The sequence below is a fragment of the Pseudomonas sp. NBRC 111140 genome (assembly GCF_001320885.1).
Classification (GTDB): domain Bacteria; phylum Pseudomonadota; class Gammaproteobacteria; order Pseudomonadales; family Pseudomonadaceae; genus Aquipseudomonas; species Aquipseudomonas putida_P.
On record NZ_BCBQ01000030.1, the window covers coordinates 34,925 to 55,525 of the forward strand.

Annotated in this window: 20 protein-coding genes; 11 read left to right on the forward strand and 9 right to left on the reverse strand. The window is 64.3% G+C overall.

What is annotated here, in order from left to right; translation table 11 throughout:
- Positions 1–25: 25 nt before the first annotated feature.
- On the forward strand, positions 26–343 hold the full coding sequence (locus APH42_RS12200) for a DUF2388 domain-containing protein (protein ID WP_012271811.1): 318 nt from the start codon (positions 26–28) through the stop codon (positions 341–343).
- A 61-nt stretch (positions 344–404) separates the two neighbouring features.
- Here the strand turns inward: APH42_RS12200 and glcC are convergent, their stop codons facing one another.
- A complete protein-coding gene (gene glcC / locus APH42_RS12205) occupies positions 405–1,169 on the reverse strand; it encodes a transcriptional regulator GlcC (protein WP_012271810.1) in 765 nt (254 codons plus the stop codon).
- 194 nt (positions 1,170–1,363) lie between these two features.
- On the opposite strand from glcC, the gene glcD reads away from it, so the two are divergent.
- Genes glcD through APH42_RS12225 form a run of 4 tightly spaced genes read left to right on the forward strand, consistent with a single transcriptional unit; the run spans position 1,364 to position 5,551 of the window.
- On the forward strand, positions 1,364–2,863 hold the full coding sequence (glcD, locus tag APH42_RS12210) for a glycolate oxidase subunit GlcD (protein ID WP_060493383.1): 1,500 nt from the start codon (positions 1,364–1,366) through the stop codon (positions 2,861–2,863).
- Complete coding sequence (gene glcE / locus APH42_RS12215; protein WP_060493384.1) at positions 2,863–3,915, forward strand: glycolate oxidase subunit GlcE; 1,053 nt, start codon at positions 2,863–2,865, stop codon at positions 3,913–3,915. Before glcD ends, glcE begins: the two co-directional genes overlap by 1 nt.
- Positions 3,916–3,924: 9 nt before the next feature.
- Entirely contained in the window at positions 3,925–5,160 is a 1,236-nt protein-coding gene (glcF, locus tag APH42_RS12220) for a glycolate oxidase subunit GlcF (protein WP_060493385.1), read from the forward strand.
- Entirely contained in the window at positions 5,153–5,551 is a 399-nt protein-coding gene (locus tag APH42_RS12225) for a heme-binding protein (RefSeq protein ID WP_060493386.1), read from the forward strand. The genes glcF and APH42_RS12225 overlap by 8 nt, the downstream gene beginning before the upstream one ends.
- Positions 5,552–5,636: 85 nt before the next feature.
- Here APH42_RS12225 and APH42_RS12230 read toward each other — a convergent pair whose 3' ends face one another.
- Complete coding sequence (locus tag APH42_RS12230; protein WP_060493387.1) at positions 5,637–6,215, reverse strand: flavin reductase family protein; 579 nt, start codon at positions 6,213–6,215, stop codon at positions 5,637–5,639.
- A gap of 196 nt (positions 6,216–6,411) precedes the next feature.
- On the opposite strand from APH42_RS12230, the gene APH42_RS12235 reads away from it, so the two are divergent.
- Positions 6,412–6,750, forward strand: a complete 339-nt coding sequence (locus APH42_RS12235; protein WP_060493388.1) for a hypothetical protein — start codon at positions 6,412–6,414, stop codon at positions 6,748–6,750.
- An 83-nt stretch (positions 6,751–6,833) separates the two neighbouring features.
- On the forward strand, positions 6,834–8,267 hold the full coding sequence (locus tag APH42_RS12240) for a PLP-dependent aminotransferase family protein (RefSeq protein WP_060493389.1): 1,434 nt from the start codon (positions 6,834–6,836) through the stop codon (positions 8,265–8,267).
- On the opposite strand, the gene APH42_RS12245 is transcribed toward APH42_RS12240, so the two are convergent.
- Positions 8,260–9,456 carry a CynX/NimT family MFS transporter gene (locus APH42_RS12245; protein WP_060493390.1) on the reverse strand — a complete coding sequence of 399 codons (1,197 nt, stop codon included), beginning with the start codon at positions 9,454–9,456 and terminating at the stop codon, positions 8,260–8,262. The genes APH42_RS12240 and APH42_RS12245 overlap by 8 nt on opposite strands.
- A gap of 201 nt (positions 9,457–9,657) precedes the next feature.
- Here APH42_RS12245 and APH42_RS12250 point away from each other — a divergent pair, with 201 nt between their 5' ends.
- On the forward strand, positions 9,658–10,095 hold the full coding sequence (locus APH42_RS12250; protein WP_060493400.1) for a carboxymuconolactone decarboxylase family protein: 438 nt from the start codon (positions 9,658–9,660) through the stop codon (positions 10,093–10,095).
- Between the two features lie 4 nt (positions 10,096–10,099).
- Here the strand turns inward: APH42_RS12250 and APH42_RS12255 are convergent, their stop codons facing one another.
- Positions 10,100–11,119, reverse strand: coding sequence for an AraC family transcriptional regulator (locus tag APH42_RS12255; RefSeq protein WP_012271800.1), 1,020 nt, complete (start codon positions 11,117–11,119; stop codon positions 10,100–10,102).
- A gap of 170 nt (positions 11,120–11,289) precedes the next feature.
- On the opposite strand from APH42_RS12255, the gene APH42_RS12260 reads away from it, so the two are divergent.
- Genes APH42_RS12260 through APH42_RS12270 form a run of 3 tightly spaced genes read left to right on the forward strand, consistent with a single transcriptional unit; the run spans position 11,290 to position 13,930 of the window.
- On the forward strand, positions 11,290–12,474 hold the full coding sequence (locus APH42_RS12260; protein ID WP_060493391.1) for an acetyl-CoA C-acyltransferase family protein: 1,185 nt from the start codon (positions 11,290–11,292) through the stop codon (positions 12,472–12,474).
- A gap of 13 nt (positions 12,475–12,487) precedes the next feature.
- Positions 12,488–13,336, forward strand: a complete 849-nt coding sequence (locus APH42_RS12265) for a 3-hydroxybutyryl-CoA dehydrogenase (RefSeq protein WP_012271798.1) — start codon at positions 12,488–12,490, stop codon at positions 13,334–13,336.
- Between the two features lie 12 nt (positions 13,337–13,348).
- Positions 13,349–13,930 (forward strand): TetR/AcrR family transcriptional regulator, encoded by a 582-nt coding sequence (locus APH42_RS12270; RefSeq protein WP_012271797.1) that lies wholly within the window; start codon positions 13,349–13,351, stop codon positions 13,928–13,930.
- Positions 13,931–14,081: 151 nt separating this feature from the next.
- On the opposite strand, the gene APH42_RS12275 is transcribed toward APH42_RS12270, so the two are convergent.
- From APH42_RS12275 to APH42_RS12295, 5 genes are read right to left on the reverse strand one after another with little or no spacing between them, the layout of a single operon-like run.
- Positions 14,082–14,459, reverse strand: coding sequence for a response regulator (locus tag APH42_RS12275; RefSeq protein ID WP_009686481.1), 378 nt, complete (start codon positions 14,457–14,459; stop codon positions 14,082–14,084).
- A gap of 44 nt (positions 14,460–14,503) precedes the next feature.
- On the reverse strand, positions 14,504–15,730 hold the full coding sequence (locus APH42_RS12280; RefSeq protein ID WP_060493392.1) for a hybrid sensor histidine kinase/response regulator: 1,227 nt from the start codon (positions 15,728–15,730) through the stop codon (positions 14,504–14,506).
- A complete protein-coding gene (locus tag APH42_RS12285; protein ID WP_012271795.1) occupies positions 15,724–16,299 on the reverse strand; it encodes a chemotaxis protein CheB in 576 nt (191 codons plus the stop codon). Before APH42_RS12285 ends, APH42_RS12280 begins: the two co-directional genes overlap by 7 nt.
- Positions 16,296–17,117 (reverse strand): protein-glutamate O-methyltransferase CheR, encoded by an 822-nt coding sequence (locus tag APH42_RS12290; RefSeq protein WP_060493393.1) that lies wholly within the window; start codon positions 17,115–17,117, stop codon positions 16,296–16,298. The genes APH42_RS12285 and APH42_RS12290 overlap by 4 nt, the downstream gene beginning before the upstream one ends.
- Positions 17,114–20,581, reverse strand: a complete 3,468-nt coding sequence (locus APH42_RS12295; protein WP_041166467.1) for a response regulator — start codon at positions 20,579–20,581, stop codon at positions 17,114–17,116. The genes APH42_RS12290 and APH42_RS12295 overlap by 4 nt, the downstream gene beginning before the upstream one ends.
- Positions 20,582–20,601: the final 20 nt, after the last annotated feature.

The window sequence follows — 20,601 nt, forward strand, 5'->3', positions numbered from 1 at the left end:
GCTTCACGCTACTGGAGAACACGACATGCGCCACCTATTCCTCGCCCCTGCGCTGCTGCTCCTGCTGCCTGCCGGTGCTGCCCTGGCCCGCGTCGATGCGGGCGACGTCGCCACCTCGGCCGGTGTTTCCGCCTCGCTGTATTCGACCTTCAAGGATGACAAACGGATCATCCCGGCCCGTGACGAGCTTTCTGCGTTCGTCGCCAGCGGCGGTGCCATCCGCGGCGCCTATGTGGAGTCGGCTTTGGAACAGGCCCGCAAGGACCACCCAGGGCTGCAAGCCAATGATGAAGAGTTGGCCAGGGCAATCCTGTCTCAGGATGACCCTGTGGCTGACCATTGAGTGAACCTGTACCGGTCTGTGCTCGGCATTGTACGCGAACAGGCCGGTGCGGGGTTACAATTCAACCCCAGCCATCCATGCGCATGGTCGCCCTGACCAAGCGCTGCTCTTCCTGCTCTATCTCTCGCAAACTGTCACGTATCCCGTTGATGTGCTCGCGTGCGGCCCGCTGAGCCTGCTCGGGCAGTTGCTCCATCACTGCGTGATACAACCGCGCATGCTGGCGATCGATCTGGCGTTTCTGCGCAGGCCGGCAGTACAGGTTGTTGACCGAAGCGAACACAGTACTCAGGGTCAGGTCACTGAGCGATTGCAGGGTATGCACCAGCACCGGGTTATGCGACGCCTCGCTGATCGCCCGGTGAAAGGCATGGTCACGGTGGGCATGCTCGCGAGCATCGAGCGCCTGCGCGGTTTCATGGGCAGCCAGCATTTCTTCGTAGCGCCGACGGATCAGCAAACGGTCGACCTCGGTGGCGCGCAAAGCCGCCAGCCGCGCCGACTCCGCCTCCAGCAACGCCCGCACCTCCAGCAAGTCGAACAACGTGCGCGGTTGCGAGCTGAACAGGTGCATCAACGGCGTGCTCCCCACCTGCCCCGTCAGGTCGGCGACGAACGAGCCACGCCCTTGCTCGGTGTCGATGATGCCGCGCCCACGCAGGATGCGCAGGCCCTCCCGCAGAGCCGAGCGCGAACAGCCTAGTTTTTCCACCAGCCGCCGCTCGGACGGCAGCGCCTGGCCCACCTTCAGTACGCCCTCGACGATCAGCCGTTCGACCCGTTCGGCGACCTGATCGGCGACCTTGGCCTTGCCTTCAGTACCCATCTCAACGCCCCTACTGGTAGGACCAGTTGCATCACTGGCTTCAATCTAGCCGGACAAAGCCGGCAATAGCCACAGCCTGGCAGAAAAACTGGTAGGACCAGTATCTGCCGCACTCGACCACAGCCGCCGGCACGCGCACGCTGGCAGGGTGATCGCTTTGCCAACAACAACAAAAACCGTTGCCGAGTGAGCCGATGAATATCCTGTACGACGAGCGCGTCGATGGCGCGTTGCCCAACGTGAACCAGGCTGACCTGTTGCAGGCGCTGCGCGATGCCCTGCCAGACCTCGAAATCCTGCACCGCGAAGAAGACCTCAAACCCTACGAATGCGACGGCCTGTCGGCCTACCGCACCGTGCCACTGCTGGTGGTGCTGCCCGAGCGCCTGGAGCAGGTGCAAACACTGCTGAAACTGTGCCACCAACGTGGCGTACCGGTGGTCGCCCGAGGCGCCGGTACCGGCCTGTCGGGCGGTGCCCTGCCGCTGGCGAAGGGCATCCTGCTGGTGATGGCGCGCTTCAATCGTATCCTTGAGGTGAACCCGCAGGGTCGCTACGCCCGTGTGCAGCCGGGCGTGCGCAACCTGGCCATCTCCCAGGCCGCCGCACCTCATGGTATGTACTACGCACCAGACCCCTCCTCGCAAATAGCCTGCTCCATCGGTGGCAACGTCGCCGAAAATGCCGGTGGCGTGCACTGCCTCAAGTACGGCCTGACCGTGCACAACCTGCTCAAGGTGGAAATCCTCACGATCGAGGGCGAGCACCTGACCCTCGGCAGCGATGCCCTGGACAGCCCAGGTTTCGACCTGCTGGCGCTGTTCACCGGCTCCGAAGGCATGCTGGGTATCGTCACCGAAGTTACCGTCAAGCTGCTACCCAAGCCCCAGGTGGCGCGAGTGCTACTGGCCAGTTTCGACAGCGTCGAGGACGCCGGCCGGGCAGTCGCCGACATCATCGCGGCCGGCATCATCCCCGGCGGCCTGGAGATGATGGACAACCTGGCGATCCGCGCCGCCGAGGACTTCATCCACGCTGGCTACCCGGTGGACGCGGCGGCGATCCTGCTGTGCGAGCTGGATGGCGTGGAGGCCGACGTACACGACGACTGCGCGCGGGTCGCCGACGTACTGACGCATGCCGGGGCCCGCGAGGTGCGCCTGGCCTGCGACGAAGCCGAGCGCGTGCGCTTCTGGGCCGGGCGCAAGAACGCCTTTCCAGCGGTAGGGCGCATCTCCCCGGACTACTACTGCATGGACGGCACCATCCCGCGCCGCGAACTGCCCCGGGTGCTCAAGGGTATCAGTGACCTGTCCGCTGAATACGGCCTGCGCGTGGCCAATGTGTTCCATGCCGGCGACGGCAACATGCATCCGCTGATCCTGTTCGATGCCAACCGCCCCGGCGAGCTGGAGCGTGCCGAAGCCATCGGCGGCAAGATCCTCGAACTGTGCGTGGCAGTGGGCGGCAGCATCACCGGTGAACATGGCGTGGGCCGCGAGAAGATCAACCAGATGTGCGCGCAGTTCAACAGCGACGAAATCACCCTGTTCCACGCGGTGAAGGCCGCCTTCGACCCGCAGGGCCTGCTCAACCCCGGCAAGAACATTCCCACCTTGCACCGCTGCGCCGAATTCGGCGCCATGCATGTGCACCATGGGCAGCTGCCCTTCCCCGAACTGGAGCGTTTCTGATGAGCATGGACCGCGACATGAGCCAGGCACTGCTGGAACAGGTAAACCAGGCGCTGAACCAACGCACGCCACTGCGTATCCAGGGCAGCAACAGCAAGGCGATGCTCGGCAACCCAGTGGCCGGTGAAGTGCTCGATACCCGCAGCCACCGCGGCATCGTCAGCTACGATCCGACCGAACTGGTGCTCACCGCCCGCGCCGGCACGCCGCTGCGCGAAATCGAGGCGGCCCTGCACGAAGCCGGCCAGATGCTGCCCTGCGAACCACCGCACCTGGGCCCGGAAGCCACGCTGGGAGGGATGGTCGCGGCCGGGTTGTCTGGCCCACGGCGGCCGTGGGCCGGGTCGGTGCGTGACTATGTGCTTGGCACCCGCGTGATCACCGGCCACGGCAAGCTGTTGCGCTTTGGCGGCGAGGTGATGAAGAACGTGGCCGGTTACGATGTATCACGCCTGATGGCGGGCAGCTTCGGCTGCCTGGGGCTGCTGACCGAAGTGTCGCTGAAAGTGCTGCCACGCCCACGTCAATGCCTTGGCCTGCGCCTGCCGATGAGCCGCCATGAAGCCCTGGCGGAGCTGGCCGAATGGGGGCAGCAACCGCTACCGATCAGCGCCGCCTGCCATGACGGCGAAGCACTGTACCTGCGCCTGGAAGGCGGCGAAGGCTCGGTGCAGTCGGCGTACCGGCGGCTGGGTGGCAAAACACTCCACAACCGGTTCTGGAGCGACCTGCGCGAACAACGGCTGCCATTTTTTACCGGCGCCGCTCCGCTGTGGCGCCTGTCCGTACCCAACGCCTGCGGCGAGCTGGACCTGCCCGGCCAACAGCTGATCGACTGGGGGGGCGCCCAGCGCTGGCTCACAACCGACGCACCGGCACAGACCATTCGCGACCAGGTCGCCAAGGTGGGCGGCCACGCCACCTGCTATGCCCCCGGTGCAGCCAGCAGCCCGCCGCTGTCCGCCGCCCTGATGCGCTACCACCGCGCCCTCAAGCAGCAGCTCGACCCCCAGGGGGTGTTCAACCCCGGTCGCCTGTACCCGGACCTGTGAGGCCAGACCATGCAAACCAACCTCAGCGAAACAGCCCGCCGCCTGGCCCGCGCCGAAGAAGCCGAAAGCATCCTGCGCGCCTGCGTGCACTGCGGCTTCTGCACCGCCACCTGCCCCACTTACCAGTTGCTAGGCGATGAACTGGACGGCCCGCGCGGGCGTATCTACCTGATCAAGCAGGTGCTCGAAGGCAAGCCGGTCACCGCCAGCACCCAGTTGCACCTGGACCGCTGCCTGACCTGCCGCAACTGCGAAACCACCTGCCCATCCGGGGTGAAGTACCACGACCTGCTGGACATTGGCCGGGCGGTGGTCGAGCAGCAGGTGCCGCGCCCGCTCGGCCAGCGCCTGCTGCGCCAGGGCCTGCGTGCGGTAGTGCCGCGCCCGGCATTGTTCAAAGCCCTGACCCGCAGCGGCAAGGCGCTGCGCCCGCTGCTGCCGGCCACGCTCAAACGCAAGCTGCCGGCCCGCATCACGCCACCCGGCGACCGCCCCGCGCCACGCCATGCACGCCGGGTGCTGATGCTGGAAGGTTGCGTGCAACCAACCCTGTCACCCAATACCAACGCCGCGGCTGCGCGGCTGCTCGACCGCCTGGGCATCAGCGTGCAACCGATCCAGCAGGCCGGTTGCTGTGGCGCGGTGGACTATCACCTGAATGCTCAGGAGCAGGGCCTGCAGCGGGCACGGCGCAATATCGACGCCTGGTGGCCCGCCATCGAAGCAGGTGCCGAGGCGATCGTACAAACTGCCAGTGGCTGCGGCGCATTTGTCCGCGACTACGGCCACCTGCTGGAAAAAGACCCTCACTACGCTGCCAAGGCCGCGCGGGTCAGCGCACTGTCCCGCGACCTGGTAGAAGTTTTGCGCGATGAACCCGTCGAGCAACTGAGCCTTTGCGCCGAACAGCGTCTGGCCTTCCACTGCCCATGTACACTGCAGCACGCCCTGAAACTGGGCGGTGCGGTAGAAGCATTGCTGACGCGGCTGGGCTTTACCCTGACCTCGGTGCCCGACGGCCACCTGTGCTGCGGCTCGGCGGGCACTTATTCGCTGACCCAGCCTGAATTGTCGCTGCAACTGCGCGACAATCGCCTGAATGCGCTGGAAAGCGGCAAACCGCAAGTCATCGCCACTGCCAACATCGGCTGCCAGGCCCACCTCGACGGGGCTGGGCGCACGCCTGTGCGGCACTGGATCGAAATCGTCGAAGCAGCCTTGAACCCGGAGACCCCCCATGCATAGCAAGTTCGTGATCGGCCAGGGCGAAATTGCCCGCGTACTGAGCGCCGCGCGCCAGGAAGCCCAGGCGCAGCAATGGAACGTGACCATCGCCGTGGTCGACGACGGCGGCCATCCGCTGGCCCTGGAGCGCCTGGACGGCTGCGCGCCCGCCAGTGCTTACATCGCAATGGAAAAGGCGCGCACTGCCGCATTGGGGCGCAAGGAGACGCGGGATTATGAAGAGATGGTCAATAGCGGCCGTACTGCTTTCGTGACCGCGCCGCTGCTGACCAGCCTGGAAGGCGGCGTGCCGCTGCGGGTGGAAGGCCAGGTGGTAGGCGCGATTGGCGTGTCCGGGGTCAAGTCCGAGCAGGATGCCCAGGTGGCCAAGGCTGGGGCCGCCGCGCTCTGAGTCCCGTGCCAACCTCTTCTGGGGCCTTACAGCCTGTTGCTATGCGGCTGGAGCGGGCATGCCCGCGAAGAAGCCAACACAGGTGTTACTGCGGCTCAACCACCACCGCCTCGCCAATCGCATAAAAATGCCCACCCGCGACGTAGTGCAGGCTGCGCCACTGCGGGTCGGCACTTTCATAGGCCCAGTGCCCATCCCGGAACACCCGGTCATCCGCCCAGACGGCCACCACTTCGCCTATGAACAAGTCATAGGTGTTCTGGTTATGTGGTTCGTCGATCACTCGGCACATCAACCACGCCGAGCAGCCTTGCACCAATGGCGCCGCATGCCCTTCGACTCTCGCCAGCTGCACACCGATGCTGGCCAGTTTGTCGGGCTGGTCGAACAGGCTGCGGGTCCCCACCTGGTGGGTCAGTTGCGCCTGCGCAGCGGTCGGCACCTGGATCACGAACCAGCCACTGCCCTCCACCAACTGCCGGGTGCGGGCGATCTTGTCGAGCACCACGGTTACCTTGGGCGGGTCGAAGTCCAGGGCACAAGCCCAGGCAGCTGCCATGACGTTGTCTACCCCCTCGTGGCTGGCCGACACCAGCACTGTCGGGCCGTGGTTCAACAGGCGATAGGCCTTTTTCAGGTCGACGGGCTGGAAATGGCTGTTCATGGCAATCCTCGGCAAGGCGGGTATCAGACGCCGAATTGTGCCGCAGACACCTGCCTCCCGCCAGTCAGCGGTGGCCTTCTAGCATCCTCAGAAATTTCCCACAAAGTTATAGGACGCGTCTTACTTGCTGCCACTGCGCGCAGAAAACAAGATCGGCACTGGACAACGCAAGGTCGCGTTCCAGAGGAGGCTCCGTATGCACCTGTACGCCCGCTCCATTGCCGCACTGCGCAGCAGCCTGCGTGAAATGCTGGCCCACGACATCAGCAACCCCGATGAAGACCCTCACCTGTCGGGGGTGATGTTCTTCTGCGCCACCGACGAACACTCCCGGCAACTGGTCGAACGTATCGAGTTGCTGGCCAGCGAAGTGTTCTTCGACCCGAACGGGCGAGCCATCACAGAGCATCTGAAAGCTGCCGCGGTGGATGGCGTGCGTATCAAGCGCAGCCGCAAGGCACCGGCGGACGAGACAGTCATACGCATTGCACTGGCGGACAAAGGCTTTATCACCGTAAGCACCGCTCGGCTCTGAGTATCGGCATGCAGCCGTGCCTGAAGATATTGCGCACACCCCTGATCCGCTATCCTGAGCACTCCCCTGCCCTGGACCGCCCCATGGAACTGCACATTCGTCTGGAGGGCCGCAAAGGCCTGGCCGATCAGCTTTACCAGCAATTGCGCGACGGTATCGACAGCGGCCACTTGGCCGCCGGCACCCAACTGCCACCTACCCGCCTGCTGGCAGAACAACTGGGCGTCTCGCGCAAGACCGTGGCCGAAGCCTATTCACGGCTAACCTACGACAACCTGCTCAGCGGCGTGGTCGGCCGTGGCACCTTCGTCACCCCGCGCCATCCGCTGCGCAATAACGAAGCAGACACCATCCCCCTGGCCGGCGCCGCCTCCCTCGAGCGCTGGCAGCAACGCGCCACCGTGCTCGGCCAACGCCAGCTGCACGCACCCTCGCGCTATGACTTCGTCGGCGGTGCTTCGAGCAAGGCGCAGTTCCCGTTTGACCAGTGGCGCAGTTGCCTGAACTACGCGCTACGCCGTAGCCAGCGCCACCCCGAGCGACAATTTCCGGCCCAGGGCCTGCCGGAGCTGCGCGAAGCCATTGCCCACCACATCGCCTACGCGCGCGGTGTGCACTGCAGCGCAGCCGACCTGCTGGTGTGCAACGGCGCCCAGCAGGCACTGGACCTGATCGCCCGGGTGCTGGTCGAGCCAGGCTGCCAGGTGGCGATGGAAGACCCCGGATACCCGCCGGCCCGGCAACTGTTTCTGGCCCTGGGTGCACGGCTGCAGTCGGTTCCGGTGGATGGAGAAGGCCTGTGCGTGGAGCAGATCGCCGACGGCACCCGGCTGATCTACGTGACGCCCTCGCACCAGTTCCCACTCGGCATGCCGATGAGCGAGCCACGCCGGCACGCCCTGCTGGCACGGGCTGCCGAGCTGGGCGCACTGATCATCGAAGACGATTACGACTGCGAATTCCGTTACCACGGGCCGGCCTCGGATGCACTCAAGCGCCTCGACCGCCATGGCCTGGTGGCTTATGTGGGGACTTTTTCCAAGACCTTGCTGCCCGAGCTGAGGCTGGGCTATGCCGTGTTGCCAAGCGCCGTGTTGCAGGCAGCTTGCGTGGCCAAGCACCTCAGCGATTGGCACAGCCCGACCTTGCTGCAGTGGGCGCTGGCGCGCTTTCTGGGCGAAGGCCACCTGAACAAGCACATCCGCCGCTGCCACGAAGTCTACAGTGCCCGCCGTGAGCGTATCCTGGCACGCCTGGGCGGCGACCTGGCACCCTGGTTCAGCGCCATCCCCGCCAGCGCCGGCTTCCACCTCAGTGCCCTGGCCTCACCCGGGGTGGATGTGGAGTTGCTGGCCAACCTCGCACGCAAGGTGGAGGTCGGCCTGTATTCGCTGGCGCCGTTCTTCAGCGAAGCGCCGTTGCGCCCTGGGCTATTGCTGGGCTTCGGCGCCATCGAATTGCTGGACATCGACCCAGCACTGGACAGAGTGCGCGATACCCTGCAACGCCTCAGTTGACCGGTGCGGCCTTGCCCACTACCGCCGGGCGGGCGATGGCCGCCGCATAGCCACGCGGGTTGAAGCACACGGTCACCAGCAACATTGCCAGAACAGTCACGGTCAGCAGTGTCCACGAAGCCTGGAAGTCGCCACTGACATCACGCAGCCAGCCGGTGATGTACGGCACGATACCGGTGATGATAAAGCCGATGCCCTGCACGAACGCCGCCAGGCTGCCCGCCTCGGCAGGCGTTTTCAGGTGCTCCAGGGTCAGCGTCAGGCTTTGGCTGAAGCAGGCGCCCAGTCCAAAACCGATCATGGCTACCCACAGCCCCGAAGCCTGCGTAGGTACCAGCAGCAGGCCGAGGAATCCCGCCAGCTGGATTGCCAGCGCCAGCCACAGGCCTGGGCGCCGGTCGGCCCAACGCCGCAACAGCAGCGGCAGGCCGAGCGCACCTGCCACCTGGAACACGGTCATCAGGCCCACCAGATCGGCACCGCCCTGGGCGCTGCCGCCGTGCTCGGTGTGGTAAGCCGGCAACCAGGCCACCATGCTGGTGTAGCCGCCGTTGATCAGGCCGAAGTACAGGGCCAGCAACCACGCCCGGCGGGTGCCGAACCAATGCCCGCCAGTAGCCCCCGTCAACTTCGGCGCTTCCTGGCGCGGCCGCAGCACGGCCCAGGCCAGCACCGCCAGCACTGCCGGGATCGCCCACAGGCCCAGGCCGGCTTGCCAGTGACCGAAATGGCCGCTGATGTGTGGCCCGAGCACTGCAGCCAGGCCGCCGCCGCTCATCAGCGCGGCCGAATACAAGCCCATCGCCCCAGCCAAACGCCCGGGGAACCAGCGGTTGACCAGGCCCGGCATCATGCCCTGCACCACTGCCACGCCCAGGCCGGCGACCACCGCACTGGCGATCAGCGCCCAGGCACTGTCCAGCTGCAGGCGCCACAGGCAGGCCAGGGCAATCGCGGCCAGGCCCCCGAGCATACCGCCATGTTCGCTGACCCAGCGTCGCAGCCACGGTTGCAGCAACGGCACCAGGCCCATGCACAGCACCGGTAATGCCGTCAGCAAGGCGGCCTGCTGGTAGCCCAGGCCGGTGCTGGCGCGCATGGGTTCGAGTAACGGGCCGATACTGGTCAGGATCGGCCGCAAGTTCAGCGCCAGCAAAATCACCAGCAACAGGTTCAAGGCAGCTCTCATGGTGGATCTTTTCTCTTGTAGCAAGACCTGGCCATTATCCCGGCTTGGCTGGCCCGGCAGAAATAAAGAGATTGGATGCGTGTCAGTGGCCAGCTGAATAGGCGATTGGCCTCCTGACCATGAGCACGATTGGCTATCGGGGTGGCCAATGGTCGGCGCTACAGTAGCGCCATTACCACCCCGCACCTTTTGGAGACTGCCATGCACAATCGTATCGAATGGGCCAAACACGCACCCGAGGCCTACAAAGCCATGGTCGGCCTGGAGCAAGCCCTGGCCAAGAGTGGCCTTGAGAGTTCGTTGCTGGAGCTGGTACGCCTGCGCGCTTCGCAGATCAACGGCTGCGCCTACTGCGTCAACCTGCATGCCAACGATGCGCGCAAGGCGGGTGAAACCGAGGCACGTTTGCAGACCTTGTGCGTGTGGCGCGAAACCGCTTACTTCACACCACGTGAACGTGCGGCGCTGGCCTGGGTCGAAAGCCTGACGCGCCTGCCTGAGCAGGGCGCGCCGCAGGGGCAATATGAAGCCTTGCAGGAGCACTTCGAGCCGGCCGAAGTGGCGAACCTGACCTTGGCGATTGCCACCATCAATGCCTGGAACCGCTTCGGGGTCGGGTTTGCCATGGTGCCGGCCTGATCATTCATTGATTGCCTGTGCCGGCCAACCGCGCCCGATAGCTGCCGGGGCTGTGGCCGGTCCACTTCTTGAATGCCCGGTGAAACGCGCTGGGCTCTTGAAACCCCGCTTGCTCGGCAATTTCGGCAATGCTCAGCTCGCCTTCGCGCAACCGCTCGAAGGCCATCGCCCGGCGCACCTCATCCTTGATCTGCTGATAGGACCGCCCCTCACGCTCCAACTGCCGGCGGAACGTACTGGCACTGATCCCCTGCTGTTGCGCCAGGGCCGTCAACGTCGGCCACTGCCCATAGCGCAGGGCCCGCAGGTGCCGGTACACCTCGGCCACCAGGCCGTTCTGGTTGCGAAAACGGATCACCAGCCCCTGCGGCGCACTGCGCAGAAAGGTCTTCAAGGCCGCCAGGTCCTGCACCACTGGCAGGCGCAGATAGGCGCTGTCGAACTCCACCTCGGTGCGCCCGCTGCCCAGGCGCAGGTCTGGCCCCCACAGCAGCAGGTCGTCCTCCTGGGCCGGGCGTAACTCGGCCAGCTCGGTGCGATCGATGGCGATCCGCCGCCCGGCCAGCCAGCACAGCATGCCGATCATCAGCACCAGGTAGGTTTCCTCGGCATACACCCGAGTCAGCGGGTCGGCAATGTTCGACTGCACACTGATCAGCGCCCGCCCGCCACGTACGGTCAGGCTGCCCTGCAAATCACGCAGGAACAGGCCGAAACCGCCCATGCACTGGCGCAAGGCCTTTTCCAGGTTCGGTTCGAGGATCAAGCCCCGGCAGATCAGGGCAAAACTGCCCAGCGGCATGCCATGGCTGTCGAGGCGGAAAAATTCATCGTCCAGGCGCTGGATCAACGCCAGCCATAGCTGGGCGAACGCCTTGGCCGGCACCCGTGCCTGGGGCTGGTCGAGCAACTGCGGGGCGATGCCCACCGCCAGCAGCTGAGCGTCGCGCTCGGCGGGGCTGTCGCGCAGGGCATGGAGCATGGCGTTGAGGAAGTACACGGCGACCGAATCGCTATCGCGCATGGTGGTTTTCGCTGTCTATGCTGAGTGGCAAAAAGTGCCAGGTTGTTTGAACAGATCCGGCATAGGCTGCCACAGAGCCTTTGCCTAGACTCGGACCCACTCCGGGATATCGTCGGCCATTCTCGCAGAGCCTGGCCCAGTCCCGCCATGCCTTCGCAATCGGAGCCCCTATGAGCAGCGCAGAAATCTACGTCGTCAGTGCCGTCCGTTCAGCCATTGGTGGCTTCGGCGGTTCCCTCAAGGACCTGCCGCTGGCCGACCTGGCCAGTGCCGTGACCCGCGCCGCCATCGAGCGTTCGGGCCTTGCCGCCGAGCAAGTCGGCCACCTGGTGATGGGCACGGTGATCCCTACCGAACCACGTGACGCGTACCTTGCGCGGGTAGCGGCAATGAACGCCGGCATCCCCAAGGAAACCCCGGCATTCAACGTCAATCGCCTGTGCGGCTCTGGCCTGCAGGCCATCGTCTCGGCAGCCCAAGGCTTGCTGTTGGGCGACACCGAGGTGGCCGTGGCGGCCGGCGCCGAATCCATGAGCCGTGGCCCGTACCTGTTGCCACAGGCCCGCTGGGGGGCGCGCATGGGTGACTTGCAAGGCATCGACTACACCGTCGGCGTACTGCATGACCCGTTCCAGCACTTCCACATGGGCATCACCGCCGAAAACGTCTCGGCCAAGCACGGCATCACCCGCGAAATGCAGGACGAACTGGCCCTGACCAGCCAGCGCCGCGCCGCCCGTGCCATTGCCGAAGGCCGCTTCGACAGCCAGATCGTGCCGCTGGAGCTGAAAACCCGCAAAGGCAGTGTGCAGTTCAGTGTCGACGAACACGTACGTGGCGATGTCACCGCCGAACAACTGGCCGGCATGAAGCCGGTGTTCAAGAAAGACGGCACCGTTACCGCCGGCAACGCCAGCGGTATCAACGATGGCGCCGCCGGCCTGGTGCTGGCCACGGGTGACGCGGTGCGCCGCCTGGGCCTGAAGCCGCTGGCACGCCTGGTGGGTTATGCCCACGCCGGTGTCGAGCCCGAATTGATGGGCCTTGGGCCGATCCCGGCCACCCGCAAGGTGCTGGAAAAGACCGGCCTGAAGCTGCAGGACCTGGATGTGATCGAGTCCAACGAAGCTTTCGCCGCCCAGGCCTGCGCCGTGGCCCGCGAGTTGGGCTTCGACCCGGAAAAGGTCAACCCCAACGGCTCGGGCATTTCCCTGGGCCACCCGGTAGGCGCCACTGGCGCGATCATCGCCACCAAGGCCATCCATGAGCTGCAGCGCATCCAGGGCCGCTACGCCCTGGCCACCATGTGCATCGGTGGCGGCCAAGGCATCGCCGTTGTCTTCGAGCGCGTTTGAGGGAGCCTGGTACATGAGCATTGAACAGATCGCCGTGATCGGCGCCGGCACCATGGGCAACGGCATTGCCCAGGTGTGCGCGGTCGCCGGTTACCAGGTGCTGTTGGTGGATGTTTCCGACGCTGCGCTGGAGCGCGGTGTGGCCACCTTGAGCAAAAACCTGGAACGCCAGGTCAGCAAGGGCACCCTGGAAGCGGACAAGGCGGTGGCGGCGAAAGCACGCATCCGCACCAGCACCGACTACACCCAGCTCAGCAGTGCGCAGCTGGTGATCGAGGCCGCCACCGAGAACCTGCAGCTCAAGCAGCGCATCCTGCAACAAGTGGCCGCCAACGTCGCCGCCGACTGCCTGATCGCCACCAATACCTCGTCGCTGTCGGTCACCCAGCTGGCCGCCAGCATCGAACACCCCGAGCGCTTCATTGGCGTGCACTTCTTCAACCCGGTGCCAATGATGGCGCTGGTCGAGATCATTCGCGGCCTGCAGACCAGCGACAGCACCTACGCCCAGGCGCTGGTGGTGACCGAAAAAGTCGGCAAGACGCCGATCACCGCTGGCAACCGCCCAGGCTTCGTGGTCAACCGCATCCTGGTGCCGATGATCAACGAGGCGATCTTCGTGCGCCAGGAAGGCCTGGCCAGTGCCGAGGACATCGACACCGGCATGCGCCTGGGCTGCAACCAACCGATCGGCCCTCTGGCCCTGGCCGACCTGATTGGCCTGGACACTCTGCTGGCGATCATGGAGGCCTTCCATGAAGGCTTCAACGACAGCAAGTACCGTCCTGCCCCGCTGCTCAAGGAAATGGTCGCGGCCGGTTGGCTGGGGCGCAAGAGCGGTCGCGGTTTCTTCACTTACTGAGGACAAGGCGCCATGCCCCCGGTCAATGCCGCAATGCGCTGTGCCAACTTTGAAGAGCGACGTGACCGGGCCATGGCGCTGTTTGCCGAAAAGGGCTTTGGCCAGGTCAGCATGCGCGAGCTGGCGGCCCATGTGGGGCTGACCGCCGGCTCGCTGTACCATCACTTCCCCAGTAAGCAGGACCTGTTGTACGACTTGATCGAGGAGTTGTACGAGGAGCTGCAGGCCACCCTGGACCAAGGACGACGGGCCATGGCACGTGGTTCGTCGGCATTGAGCTGCCTGATTGCCGCGCACTGGCAGTTGCATGCCGAGCGCCCGCTGCAGTTTCGCCTGGCCGAGCGCGACCTGTGCTGCCTGAGCGATGACCAGCGGGCACGCCTGGCCTTGTTGCGCAAGCGTTACGAGGCGGGGTTGCTGAGGTTGATCGCGCCGCAGGCGGCGTTGCAGGGGGAGGCTTTGGTGGCCACCGCGCATGTTGTGGCGACGCTGCTGAACCAGTTGCCGGGGATGTTGAAGGCACTCCCCGAGGAACAGGGGCTGGGGTTGATGGAGAGCATGTTGATGGGTGGATTGGAGCGGACCCTGCGTTAGACACGGCCACTGTAGGAGCGGCCTTGTGTCGCGAAAGGGTCGCGAAGCGGCCCCAGGGATTTCAGCCTGCAGCCGATGTTGCTGGGGCTGCTGCGCAGCCCTTTCGCGACACAAGGCCGCGCCTACAGGAATAGCGTTTTACCTGCAGGCTTCAGCGCAGCAGTGCCTGGATCTGCTCGTGCAAGGTATCCAGGTCGAATGGCTTGGCCAGGATCGGAGCCTTGCGGGTGATCGGGCTGCCAGACTCGAGAATCTCCGCCGGGTAGCCGCTGATGAAGATGACCTTCAAGTCCGGTCGTAACTTCACGGCGGGCTCGGCAATCTCCACCCCGGAGATACCTCCTGGCAAGCGGAAGTCCGTCACCATCAGGTCCAGGTGCGGTTTGCTGGCCAGGATAGCGAACGCCTGCTCGCCATCTTCGGCCACCAGTACGTGGTACCCCTCGCCCGCCAGGTAGTCGCGCAAAATCATGCGAATCGCCGGTTCATCCTCGACGACCAGAACCACATCTTGTGCATCTTCACTCATGTTAACGCCTTGAAATGCTTACAGTTGGCCATCAGACCCCAGGCTTACGCAGAGGTTGCCCGCGCCTGGTCGTTTTGTTGTTCGTGTTTTGCCAGCGGTAATTGCAAGGTGAAGGTGGCGCCTTTGCCCTCTTCACTTTCGACCTGTATACGCCCGCCGTGGGCCTGGACGATCTGTTCCGAAATATACAGCCCCAACCCCAACCCGCCACTGGCCTGCTGGGCGGCGACCCGCTCGAACTGCTGGAAAATGCGCTGCTGGTTGGCTGCATCAATGCCGATCCCCTGGTCTTGCACCTGCACACACGCCAGGCCGTCCTGTTTGAATACGCGCACCTGCACCGGCTTGCGTTCACCGTAACGCAACGCATTGGACAACAGGTTGGCCACCACTTGCTCAATGCGAAATTCGTCCCACTCGCCTTGCAGCGGTTCGCAGCGTTGCAGCTCCACGTAGGTTTCCAGCGCCGTGGCCTGGGCGGAGAAGTTCTCTACCAGCCCCCGCACCAGTTGCCCCAGGTCGAACACCTTGGGCCGCAGGGACAGTTTGCCGGTTCGGATGCGCGATACATCGAGCATGTCTTCGATCAGGCGTATCAGGCTGTTGATCTGCCGTTCGTCGCGCTCGACCATGGCCTGCAGCTTATCGCCACTGAAGGCAGCGAGGTTGCCGCGCGCCAGGTGCATCTTGCGCAGTTGGGTTTCCAGGATCAGCCCATTGAGTGGGGTGCGCACCTCGTGGGAGACGATCGACATGAAGTCATCACGCATGCGCACGGCATGTTCCAGCTCAACTCGCGTCGTCTGCAGTTGGGTCAGCAGCAGCTCCTGCTCCTGACGGCTGCGCTCCAATGCCTGCAATTGGCGGTCCAGCACTTTACGCTGGCGGTACAGGTCGACGAACACCGACACCTTGCTCTTCACCGCCAGGGTGTCGAGCGGCTTGTACAGGAAGTCCACCGCACCGCTCTCGTAGCCTTTGAAGGCATAGTTCATCTCGCGCCCGGCAGCAGTGACGAAGACGATGGGGATATTGCGGGTTTTTTCCGTGCCGCGCATCAGTTCGGCCAGCTCGAAACCGTTCATGCCCGGCATCTGCACATCGAGGATGGCCAGGGCGAACTCGTGTTCAAGCAACAGCGACAACGCCGCTTCGGCAGACTGAGCCTGGTGCACCTCGCGGTCTTCTCCCTGGATCAGGGCGGCGAGGGCCAGCAGGTTCTCCGGCAGATCGTCGACGATCAGCAGTTTGGCGATGGTGTGGCTTAGCATGCGCTGGGTTCCAGGGCGGCGAGCAATTGCTCGATGCCACTCAGAGAAAGAATATGGTCGGGCTGGTGCAGGGCCAGGGCGGCCTCCGGCATCAGCGCAACCTGTGCGTCACGAGGGTCCTGGACGAGGGTCCTGCCCCCATTGTTCTTGATATAGGCAAGCCCTTGGGCGCCGTCTTCATTGGCACCGGTGAGCAGCACACCAAGCAGGCCGTCGCCATAGGCGTCGGCAGCGGACATGAACAGGTAGTCGATTGCCGGCCTGGAAAAATGCACCGGCGGCTCCTGGCTCAACGACAGGGTGAAATCACGCTCCACCGACAGGTGGTAGCCGGGCCCGGCCACGTAGATCAGGCCGGGGCGCAATGGCTCCTTGTCCTGTGCCTCGTGCACCGGCCGGTGCAGACGGCGCTGCAGCACTGCAGCCAACTGACTGTGGCGGTTATCCGGCAAATGCAGCACGCACAGCACAGGGATGGCGAAGCTGGCCGGCAACCCGCCCAGCACCGTGAACAACGCCGTCACGCCGCCTGCCGAGGCACCGATCACCACCGCACGCACGCCGTTCATGATTTACGGTAGATCCGCTCGGGTTTGACCAGCGGCTCGAAACGCTCGCTGTAGGCCGAGAAGTCCACCGACTCCTTGCTGCCCAGCACCAGGAAGCCGCGGTGGCACAACGACTCGTGGAACAACCCGAGGGCGCGATCCTGCAGCTCCTTGTTGAAGTAGATAAGCACGTTGCGGCACGACACCAACTGGGTTTCGGAAAACACGCTGTCGGTGGCCAGGCTGTGGTCGGCAAAGGTCACGTTGTCGCGCAGGGTGCTGTCCATGATGGCGTTGCCGTAGGCCGCCGTGTAGTACTCGGAAAAGTCCCGACGACCACCGGCCATGCGGTAGTTCTCAGCGTACTCGCGCATGCTCTGCATCGAGTAGATGCCCTGCTTGGCCTTGTCCAGCGAATGCGGGTTGATGTCGGTGGCGTAGATGATGGTGCGTTCCAGCAGGCCCTCTTCACGCAGCAGGATGGCCATCGAATACACCTCCTCGCCCGTGCTGCAGCCGGCAATCCACACCTTGATCGACGGCCAGGTGCGCAGCAGCGGCACCACTTCGTTACGCAACGCCAGGAAGTGCCCCGGGTCGCGAAACATCTCACTGACAGGGATCGTCAGGTACTGCAGCAACTGCATGAACATGCCGGGGTCGTGCAGCACGCGCTCTTGCAGCGCCGACACCGTCAAGCAGTCCAACTGGCGCAGCGCGTGCAGGATCCGGCGCTTGATCGAAGCGCCGGAATAGTTGCGAAAATCGTAGCTGTACTTGAGGTAGATGGCCTCGATCAGCAAGCGGATTTCGATGTCGGTATTACGTTCGCTAGTCAAATTCGCTCCAGTTGCGGCAACCATACACGGATCAACGAGAACAGACGGTCCAGGTCGATCGGCTTGGCCAGGTAATCATTGGCCCCGGCCTGCAGGCAACGCTGCTGGTCATCCTTCATGGCCTTGGCGGTCACGGCGATGATCGGCAGCTTGCGCCAGCGCGGTTGCTGGCGGATCAGGCGGGTGGCCTCGAAACCGTCCATTTCCGGCATCATCACGTCCATCAGCACCAGGTCGATGTCGTCATGCTGCTCCAGGCGTTCGATGGCCTCACGGCCGTTACGGCCGATCTCGACGATTGCGCCCTTGTGCTCCAGGGCGCTGGTGAGGGCGAAGATGTTACGCACATCATCGTCTACCAGCAGCACCTTGCGCCCCTCGAACACCTTGTCGCGGCTGCGGGCGGTCTTGAGCATGCGCTGGCGCTCGTTGGACAGCTGCGACTCGACCTTGTGCAGGAACAGCGTCACTTCGTCGAGCAGGCGCTCCGGCGAGCGCGCGCCCTTGATGATGATCGAGCGCGAGTACTTGAGCAGGTCGGCTTCTTCTTCGCGGGTCAGGTTGCGCCCGGTGTACACGATCACCGGCGGGAAGGAACGGATATCCTCGGCGGTCATGCGCTTGAGCAGCTCGTTGCCAAGCATGTCCGGCAGCTTCAGGTCGATGATCATGCAGTCGTAGATGTTCTCGCGCAGCAGCGCAAGCGCGTCCTGGGCAAACGCCACGGCGGTGATCTCGACATCGTCGTCGCCGATCAGCCGGGCAATGCTCTCGCGCTGCAGGTCGTCGTCTTCCACCAGCAGGATGTGCTTGAGCTTCTGGGTCAGCTTGGCTTCCAGGCGCGCGAACACTTCCTTGAGCTCTTCGCGGCTGGTGGGCTTGACCGCATAACCGACAGCGCCCATGTGCATGGCGGCCTCGACCCGGTCTTCCACAGAAATGATATGCACCGGAATATGCCGGGTGCCGGCTTGCTCCTTCAGGCGTTGCAGCACGGTCAGGCCGGAATGGTCGGGCAGGCGCATGTCCAGCAGGATCGCATCGGGGATGTACTGGGCGGCCAGCTCGAAGCCTTCGTCGGCGCCCTGCGCCACCAGGCAGCTGTAACCCAGCTCGTGGGCCAGGTCGAAGAGGATGCGGGCAAAGTTCGGTTCGTCTTCGATCACCAGGATGCAGCGGTTGCTGAACGGTGCGCGCTCGCGGTCGTCGACAAATGCCAATGCCGGGCGTTTTGGCGCCGACACCACCGGCACCTGCGGCGCGGGTGGCAACGTATCGACCGCCGGACGCAGGCTGAGCGGCTCGACGTCCTGCGCCAGGCGCTCATAGTGCTCCGGCAGAATCAGACTGAACACGCTGCCCTGGCCGGGGCTGCTGTCGACGTTGATCTGCCCGCCGAGCAAATGCGCCAGGTCTCGGGAAATCGACAGGCCCAGGCCGGTGCCGCCATAACGGCGGTTGCTGGTGCCATCGACCTGATGGAAGGCACCGAAAATCGCCTGCTGCTGGTCGGCCGCAATGCCGATACCAGTATCGCGCACGGCAAACACGATGCCCGTGCCAGGCTGGTAGCCAATGTTCAGGCTGACCTTGCCACGCTCAGTGAACTTGATGGCATTGGACAGCAGGTTCTTGAGGATCTGTTCAAGGCGCTGGCGGTCGGTGAACAGGGTGGCCGGCACCTGTGCCTCGGCCGTTACCTCGAAGGCCAGGCCCTTGTGCCCGGCCAGCGGTTCGAACATCCCGCGCAGGCCCTCGACCAGGCGCTCCACCTGGGTGCTTTCTGGCCGCACTTCGAGCTTGCCGGCCTCGACCTTGGCGATATCGAGAATATCGTTGATCAAGTTGAGCAGGTCGTTACCAGCCGAGTAGATCGACTCGGCAAACTTCACCTGCTCGTCGCTGAGGTTGCCTTCGGCGTTCTCCGCCAGCAGCTTGGCCAGGATCAGCGAGCTGTTCAGCGGCGTGCGCAGTTCGTGGGACATGTTGGCGAGGAATTCGGACTTGTACTTGCTAGAGCGCTGCAACTCGTCGGCACGTGCCTGCAGTTCTTCCTGGGCCTGGACCAGTTCGTCATTCTTGCGGTCCAGCGCCTCGGTACGCTCGGACAACTGCTCGTTGGTCTGCTCCAGTTCCGCCTGCTGGGTTTCCAGGTGGGCCTGGGACTCCTTGAGCACGCGCGATTGCTCTTCCAGCTCTTCGTTAGCGGTTTTCAGTTCTTCCTGCTGCACTTGCAGCTCTTCGTTCAACTGCTGGGTCTCGGCCAGCACTTCCTGCAAACGCTGACGGTAGCGGGCGCTTTCGATGGAAATGCCCAGGTTGCCGCCCAGTCGCTCCATCAGCTCGTTGTCGCGCGCCTGCAAAGGCCGCAGGAAGCCCAGTTCGACCACGCCGTTGATCCCACCATCGTCGATCGCAGGCATCAGCAAGGCATTACGTGGCAGGCCGCTGCCGAGGCCGGAACTCAGGCGATAGTAGTCTTCGGGCAGGTCTTCAAGGCACAGCAGGCGACCTTCGCGCACCGCTTGTGCCAACAGGCCATCATGATCGCCCTTTACCTGCTCCCGAGCCTGCTCTTCAGCATCCAGGCCATAGGTAGCCACCCGTACCAGGCGGCCATGCTCATCACGCACATACACCGCCCCCACCACACTGCCCATGTAAGCGGCAAAAAAGCGCAGGATGTTGTCACCCAGCATCGGCAGGGTCAGTTGGCCCAGTACCTGTTCGGCCAGCTGGGTCTGCCCGTTGCGCAGCCAGGCCTGGTGCTCCAGGCGCTCGGCCGCACGCTGCTGGGCCTTGGCGTTTTCTTCGTAGCTGCCAGACAGCGCCAGCAGGTCGCGCCGGCCCAGGTAGGCGAGCAAGGCACTCAGGCCGACGATGAACAGCACGAACACCGAAATGGCCGTGACGGTAACGCTGCTGACCTTTTCGTTACGGGCCATGCGCAATTGCTGTTCAGTGCCGATCAGGCCGTCGAACTCCTTGCGGATCTCGTCGGTCAGGCGCTTGCCGCGGCCATTGCCGATCGATGCCTGATAGTCGCCTTGGGTGCGGCGCAGGGCAATCATCTCGCTGCCGAAGGTGTTCCAGGCTTGCTGCAAGGCGATCAGCCGGTCGATACGGTCGACCTGCTGCGGGTTGTCTTCGACCATGCCGCGCAGGCTTTGCAGGCTGCCGAGAATGCGCGGCTTGGCCACCTCGTAGGGGTCAAGGAAACGCTCGTCACCCGTGATCAGGAAACCGCGCATGCCGGTTTCCATGTCGATCGACAGCTTGACCGTTTCGTTGGCATTGCCGATCACCCGGTCAGTGTGCTCGACCCACTGCATGGCTGAGAGCAGGTAGTTGATCACCGCGACGAAGGCCACGGCCCCCAGCAGGCCCACCCCCAGAGGGAGGCCGATGTTGCGGCTCAACAGCTTGCGAAAGCTGCGCTGGTCCATCGAGGCTGATTGAATCATGAGAAAACGCCCGAGCAAGA

What these genes read in the sequence shown, in the direction of transcription:
- APH42_RS12200 (WP_012271811.1), top strand. Translation starts at nt 26, where the DNA reads ATGCGCCACCTATTCCTCGCCCCTGCGCTGCTGCTCCTGCTGCCTGCC.
- glcC (WP_012271810.1), bottom strand. Translation starts at nt 1,169, where the DNA reads ATGGGTACTGAAGGCAAGGCCAAGGTCGCCGATCAGGTCGCCGAACGG.
- glcD (WP_060493383.1), top strand. Translation starts at nt 1,364, where the DNA reads ATGAATATCCTGTACGACGAGCGCGTCGATGGCGCGTTGCCCAACGTG.
- glcE (WP_060493384.1), top strand. Translation starts at nt 2,863, where the DNA reads ATGAGCATGGACCGCGACATGAGCCAGGCACTGCTGGAACAGGTAAAC.
- glcF (WP_060493385.1), top strand. Translation starts at nt 3,925, where the DNA reads ATGCAAACCAACCTCAGCGAAACAGCCCGCCGCCTGGCCCGCGCCGAA.
- APH42_RS12225 (WP_060493386.1), top strand. Translation starts at nt 5,153, where the DNA reads ATGCATAGCAAGTTCGTGATCGGCCAGGGCGAAATTGCCCGCGTACTG.
- APH42_RS12230 (WP_060493387.1), bottom strand. Translation starts at nt 6,215, where the DNA reads ATGAACAGCCATTTCCAGCCCGTCGACCTGAAAAAGGCCTATCGCCTG.
- APH42_RS12235 (WP_060493388.1), top strand. Translation starts at nt 6,412, where the DNA reads ATGCACCTGTACGCCCGCTCCATTGCCGCACTGCGCAGCAGCCTGCGT.
- APH42_RS12240 (WP_060493389.1), top strand. Translation starts at nt 6,834, where the DNA reads ATGGAACTGCACATTCGTCTGGAGGGCCGCAAAGGCCTGGCCGATCAG.
- APH42_RS12245 (WP_060493390.1), bottom strand. Translation starts at nt 9,456, where the DNA reads ATGAGAGCTGCCTTGAACCTGTTGCTGGTGATTTTGCTGGCGCTGAAC.
- APH42_RS12250 (WP_060493400.1), top strand. Translation starts at nt 9,658, where the DNA reads ATGCACAATCGTATCGAATGGGCCAAACACGCACCCGAGGCCTACAAA.
- APH42_RS12255 (WP_012271800.1), bottom strand. Translation starts at nt 11,119, where the DNA reads ATGCGCGATAGCGATTCGGTCGCCGTGTACTTCCTCAACGCCATGCTC.
- APH42_RS12260 (WP_060493391.1), top strand. Translation starts at nt 11,290, where the DNA reads ATGAGCAGCGCAGAAATCTACGTCGTCAGTGCCGTCCGTTCAGCCATT.
- APH42_RS12265 (WP_012271798.1), top strand. Translation starts at nt 12,488, where the DNA reads ATGAGCATTGAACAGATCGCCGTGATCGGCGCCGGCACCATGGGCAAC.
- APH42_RS12270 (WP_012271797.1), top strand. Translation starts at nt 13,349, where the DNA reads ATGCCCCCGGTCAATGCCGCAATGCGCTGTGCCAACTTTGAAGAGCGA.
- APH42_RS12275 (WP_009686481.1), bottom strand. Translation starts at nt 14,459, where the DNA reads ATGAGTGAAGATGCACAAGATGTGGTTCTGGTCGTCGAGGATGAACCG.
- APH42_RS12280 (WP_060493392.1), bottom strand. Translation starts at nt 15,730, where the DNA reads ATGCTAAGCCACACCATCGCCAAACTGCTGATCGTCGACGATCTGCCG.
- APH42_RS12285 (WP_012271795.1), bottom strand. Translation starts at nt 16,299, where the DNA reads ATGAACGGCGTGCGTGCGGTGGTGATCGGTGCCTCGGCAGGCGGCGTG.
- APH42_RS12295 (WP_041166467.1), bottom strand. Translation starts at nt 20,581, where the DNA reads ATGATTCAATCAGCCTCGATGGACCAGCGCAGCTTTCGCAAGCTGTTG.